Origin of the sequence: Streptomyces fuscigenes (assembly GCF_021556455.1) — a bacterium.
GTDB classification, from domain to species: Bacteria; Actinomycetota; Actinomycetes; order Streptomycetales; family Streptomycetaceae; genus Streptomyces; species Streptomyces fuscigenes.
In genome coordinates this window covers 1-5,496 of sequence record NZ_JAKGCV010000373.1, presented here as the reverse complement: position 1 = coordinate 5,496, position 5,496 = coordinate 1, and the positions used below count along the sequence as shown (strand labels likewise).

At 71.2% G+C, this 5,496-nt stretch carries 4 protein-coding genes; 2 read left to right on the top strand and 2 right to left on the bottom strand.

All coding sequences use genetic code 11. The features are described 5' to 3' along the window. Positions 1-715: 715 nt before the first annotated feature. On the top strand, positions 716-2,320 hold the full coding sequence (locus tag L1885_RS22670) for an ABC transporter substrate-binding protein (RefSeq protein ID WP_235799019.1): 1,605 nt from the start codon (positions 716-718) through the stop codon (positions 2,318-2,320). A gap of 133 nt (positions 2,321-2,453) precedes the next feature. Here L1885_RS22670 and L1885_RS22665 read toward each other — a convergent pair whose 3' ends face one another. Together L1885_RS22665 and L1885_RS22660 are read right to left on the bottom strand one after the other, a co-directional pair. Further along, positions 2,454-3,068 (bottom strand): response regulator, encoded by a 615-nt coding sequence (locus tag L1885_RS22665; protein WP_235799020.1) that lies wholly within the window; start codon positions 3,066-3,068, stop codon positions 2,454-2,456. A gap of 62 nt (positions 3,069-3,130) precedes the next feature. Further along, on the bottom strand, positions 3,131-4,042 hold the full coding sequence (locus tag L1885_RS22660; RefSeq protein ID WP_235799018.1) for a RecB family exonuclease: 912 nt from the start codon (positions 4,040-4,042) through the stop codon (positions 3,131-3,133). Between the two features lie 80 nt (positions 4,043-4,122). Here L1885_RS22660 and L1885_RS22655 point away from each other — a divergent pair, with 80 nt between their 5' ends. Beyond that, positions 4,123-5,448 carry a site-2 protease family protein gene (locus tag L1885_RS22655; RefSeq protein WP_235799017.1) on the top strand — a complete coding sequence of 442 codons (1,326 nt, stop codon included), beginning with the start codon at positions 4,123-4,125 and terminating at the stop codon, positions 5,446-5,448. Positions 5,449-5,496: the final 48 nt, after the last annotated feature.

The window sequence follows — 5,496 nt, the reverse complement described above, 5'->3', positions numbered from 1 at the left end:
GCAGCAGGGAGCGAGGGCGTCAGCGGCCCGCTCGGCGATCGCGGTGAGGGATCTCGCTCCCGCCAGGATCGCGCGGACATACGGCGCCGGGTGCCGACATCCCCTGAAGCGGCGGTGCCGAGGCGTTCGCGGGCGCGGCCGCCGCTGCCCTGGAGGCCCCCGCGCTCCCCGACCGCCGGACGGCACGAACCGGGGAGCGGAGGGTGCACGGCGCGGCGCCGAAGGGCGGGCACCGAGCCGGTACCGCGCCCGCTCCGGGGTTAAGACGCCCAGGTCAGCCGCGAGTTGAGCCGTCGAGGCCGGCTCGCCTCCGCGCCGGGTGCGGGCCCGCGCGTGCGGCGGTGCGGAGCGCTCCCACCGCACGGACGGGCCCGTCGCCGGGGCCCCCTCCGGCGACGGAGAGTGACTTTCGTCACCCCGCCCGGCGCGTCGAACCGTACAACCTCTGTCCGCGTGGCTCGTTCGGGCCGCTTGCGCGTGCCCATGTGTCCCGGTTGGTGAAGCACTGTACGAAACATGCGACGACCGTGCATTCACAGGCGGTTATTGGTCATCACTGAGTGACGCCCCGCCCCTGGAAGCCCGTTGAGGGTTCCCCCCGCGCGGCGGCTAATGTCGTGGCGAGTCGCAGCCCCTCAACACGCGTCGTGCGCGGGGTGACCCGGCGTCGTACGGACCGCCGAGTCCTGGTTTCCGCACAAGGAGTCAACCCACGATGAAGCACAAAACCCTGGTGCTGTCGGCAGCCGTCGGTCTGCTCGCACCCGTCCTGGCCGGCTGCGGCGGCAGTGGCGACAGTTCCGACGCCGGCAAGGCCATCGTCGTCGGCACCACGGACCAGTTCGTCGCGACGAAGGCGGCACCCGCGCCCTTCGACCCCGCCTACACCTACGACACGTCCGCGTGGAACGTCCTGCACCAGACGATCCAGACGCTGACGCACGTGCCGCGCGGCGGCGGCGAGCCCGTGCCCGAGGCGGCCAACCGCTGCCTGTTCACGGACCACCAGAGCCAGACCTACCGCTGCACGCTCCGCCCGGACCTGAAGTTCGCCAACGGCGATCCGGTCACCGCCGAGGACGTGAAGTACTCGATCGAACGGGTCGTCAACATCCACGACCCCAACAGCGCGTACGGCCTGCTCACCAACATAGGCAAGATCGACACCAGCGGCCGCACCGTCGAGTTCCACCTCAAGTCGCCCGACGCCACGTTCCCCTACAAGCTCGCCACACCGGCCGCGGGGATCGTCGACCCGAAGCAGTACGCGCCGAAGAAGCTGCGCGACGGCTTCCAGATCGACGGCTCGGGTCCCTACGTCTTCAAGGCGAAGGTGGAGAACAACACCCTGGTCGGCGCGACCTTCACGAAGAACCCGAACTACATCGGGGACGTGAAGATCAAGAACGACAAGGTCCAGATGGACATGTTCAAGGACGCCTCGGCCATGAGCGCGGCGTTCGACAAGGACGACGTCGACGTGATGCTGCGCATGACGCCGGATCAGATCAAGGACCTGACCGACAACCCGCGCAAGGACGTCAACCTCACCGAGATGCCGGGTCTCGAGATCCGCTACCTCGGGTTCGACACCGACTCGCCGGTCGCCAAGAACAAGGCGGTCCGCCAGGCCATGGCCTACGTCGTGGACCGCGACGCACTGGTCGACAAGGTCTACGGCGCCACCGCGACCCCGCTCTACTCGCTCATCCCGGCCGGCATCACGGGACACACCAACTCGTTCTTCAACCAATACGGTGCGCAGCCGTCGGTCAAGAGCGCGGCCTCCACGCTCGAGAAGGCCGGTGTCCACACGCCGGTCAAGCTGACCCTGAACTACACGACGGACCACTACGGCGCCCCCACCGCCAAGGAGTTCGAGACCCTCCGCAGCCAGCTGGACGACAGCAAGCTGTTCGACGTCACCATCAAGGGCACGCCCTGGGACACCTTCCGTCCCGACCAGACCAAGGGCGACTACGCGATCTACGGGATGGGCTGGTTCCCCGACTTCCCGGACCCGGACAACTTCACGGCGCCGTTCCTGGACAAGGACAACTTCCTCGGCAGCCCGTACGACAACCCGAAGATACGCAACGAGTGGATCCCGGAGTCCCGCCGCAAGGCGGACCGGGGATCGGCGGCGGAGGTCTTCGGGGACATCCAGAACCAGGTCGCGGCCGACGTGCCGATCCTGCCGCTGTGGCAGGGCAAGCAGTACGTGGCGGCGCACACCGACGTGACCGGTGTGGAGTGGGCCGTCGACTCGGCGACCAACTACTACCTGTGGGAGCTCGGCAGGGGCTCGTCCACCAACTGATGCCGGGGCACCGGGGGCGCACCCCGGCGCCACCGCCGCCGTCCGCCCCGGACCCGCACCGCCGGTCCGGGGCTCCGGCACGACCGGGGGAGCCGCCCGGGCCGTCGGGTCCGGGCCGGGACGGCCGGACCCGTCACTGGGCGCCGGGGCGGACCAGCCCGCTCTCGTAGGCGTACACCGCCGCCTGCACGCGGTCGCGCAGGCCCAGCTTCGTCAGCACGTGCCCCACGTGCGTCTTGACCGTCGTCTCGCTGACGAAGAGGTCCGCGGCGATCTCGGCGTTCGACAGGCCGCGCGCCACCAGCTTCAGCACCTCGACCTCGCGCTCGGTCAGCGTGTTCAGCGCGTCCGGCACCGGCTCCTCGCCCGACGGCAGGTGGTCCGCGTACTTGTCGAGCAGCCGCCGCGTGATGCTCGGGGCCAGCATCGCCTCGCCGCCCGCGACCACCCGGATGGCCTGCACGAGCTCCGCGGCGGGCGCGTCCTTCAGCAGGAACCCGCTCGCGCCGGCGCGCAGCGCCTCCACCACGTACTCGTCGAGGTCGAACGTCGTCAGGACGAGGACCTTGGCCGGGCCGTCCCGCCCGGGGCCGGTGATCTGCCGCGTCGCCTCGACGCCGTCCATCCGCGGCATGCGGATGTCCATCAGCACCACGTCGGGCTGGAGGGCCCGCACCTGCTCGATGGCCTGCAGGCCGTCCCCCGCCTCCCCGACGACGGCGATGTCCTGCTCCGCCTCCAGAATCATCCGGAAACCGGTACGCAGCAGCGGCTGGTCGTCGACCAGCAGCACGCGGACGGTGCCCACACTCACGCCGAACCCCTCTCGATGGAGACGCCCATTGTGCCCTGGCCGTCCCGCGCCGTCGTCGTCAGCGGATAGACCGGGGGAGTACCGCCGAATTCGGGGCAGAACGCCTGGTGGTCGCACCAGCCGCACAGCTTCGTCGGCCGGGGCCGGAACTCGCCCGTCTCCGTCGCGAGGCGGATCGCGTCCCACAGCGCGTGCAGCTTGCGCTCCACCCGCTCCAGGTCCGCGGGCACCGGGTCGTACGTCAGCACGTCGCCGCTGCCCAGGTACACCAGCTGGAGGCGGCGCGGGATCACGCCCTTGAGGCGCCACACCACCAGCGCGTAGAACGTCATCTGGAAGTGGGCGCTCTCCGCGTACTGCGGGCGCGGGGCCTTGCCGGTCTTGTAGTCGACGATCCGCACCTCGCCCGTCGGCGCGACGTCCACCCGGTCGATCACGCCGCGCAGCCGCAGCCCCGAGTCGAGCTCCGTCTCGACGAACAACTCGCGCTCGGCCGGCTCCAGCCGCGTCGGGTCCTCCAGCGCGAACCAGCGCTCCACCAGGGCCTCGGCCTGCCCGAGCCAGGCCGCGAGCCGCTCGCCCGCCTCGTCCTGTTCGAACAGCTCGGCCAGCTCGGGGCGCGCCGCACGCAGCCTGTCCCACTGGTGGGGCACCATCGCCTTCGCACGGGGCGCCGTGCGCTCGCCGGCCGGATCGTCGAAGAGGCGCTCCAGGACGGCGTGCACGAGCGTGCCGCGGGTGGCCGCCTCGCTCGGCTTCTCGGGCAGTTTGTCGATCACCCGGAAGCGGTAGAGCAGGGGGCACTGCATGAAGTCGTTCGCCCGCGAAGGAGACAGGGAGGTGGGGGGCACGCTCGCACTCATGCCGCAGACCCTACGACCCGCCACCGACAGCGATCCGCATACCATCGACTACAGGGCCGCTCGCACTGCATGATCAAGCAGACGACAGGTCGAGCGGACGACGCGGCCGACGACGGAAGGAACCCGTGAAACCCCCGAAAGCCCCGAAAAGCCCGAAAGGCGACGACTCGGGCGAGCGCGGCACGGGCGGAGCGCACAGCGGGAGCGGCGCGCCGCTCACCGGCACGAAGCCCGCGCGCCCCGCGGACCCCGGAGGCGGAATCCTGGTGGGACGCCCCTTCGGCGTACCCGTCTACGTCGGGCCCAGCTGGTTCCTGGTCGCCGCGCTGATCACCTGGATCTTCGGCGGCCAGCTGGGCGGCATCCTGCCGGACATCGGCAACGCGCGCTACCTCGTGGCGCTGTTCTTCGCGGTCGCCTTCTACGCGTCCGTCTTCGTGCACGAGCTCGCGCACACCGTGGCGGCGCTCAGGTTCAAGCTGCCGGTGCGCCGCATCCAGCTGCAGTTCTTCGGCGGGGTCTCGGAGATCGAGAAGGAGTCCGACACCCCCGGGCGCGAGTTCGTGCTGGCGTTCGTCGGCCCGCTGCTCTCGCTGGTCCTGTCCGGGATCTTCTACGCGGCGATGTACGCGGTCGACGCGGGCTCCGTGCCCGGCGTCCTGCTCGCCGGACTCATGATCTCGAACCTCATCGTCGCGATCTTCAATTTCCTTCCCGGACTCCCGCTCGACGGCGGCCGCATGCTGCGCGCCGTCGTCTGGAAGATCACCGGCAAACCGATGAGCGGCACGGTCGCCGCCGTCTGGGTCGGCCGGGCGCTGGCCGTGGCGGTGCTCGTCGTGCTCATCGGCCTGCCGCTGTTCGGCGGCGGCGGGCTGCGCGGCGACGGCGGCATCGACGGCGTCGAGACCGTCACGGACGCCCTGATCGCCGCGATCCTCGCCGCGATCATCTGGACCGGCGCGGGCAACAGCCTGCGCATGGCGCGGCTGCGCGAGCACCTGCCCCAGCTCCAGGCCCGCACGCTGACCCGCAGGGCCGTGCCGGTCGAGTCCCACACGCCGCTCTCCGAGGCGCTGCGCCGGGCCAACGAGGCCGGTGCGCGCGCCCTCGTCGTCGTGGACGGCCAGGGCGAGCCGAGAGGCATCGTGCGCGAGTCGTCCATCGTGGGCGTGCCGCAGCACCGGCGCCCGTGGGTCGCGGTCAGCACCCTCACCCAGGACCTGACGGACGGCATGCGCGTGCCCGCGGACCTGGGCGGCGAGCCGCTGCTCGACCGCCTGAGGGAGAACCCGGCGAGCGAGTACCTGGTCGTCGAGGAGACGGGCTCGATCTACGGGGTCCTGTCCGCCGCCGACGTCGAGAAGGCGTTCGTCGCCGCGATGGCTCGGCCGCAGGACCGCGGCCAGGGCGGCCGCTCGTGGGGCCGGACGTCCGGCGACCGCTCCTGAGGACCGCGGCCCGGCGCGGCCCCGCCTCCGCGCGGCCCCGCCTCCGCG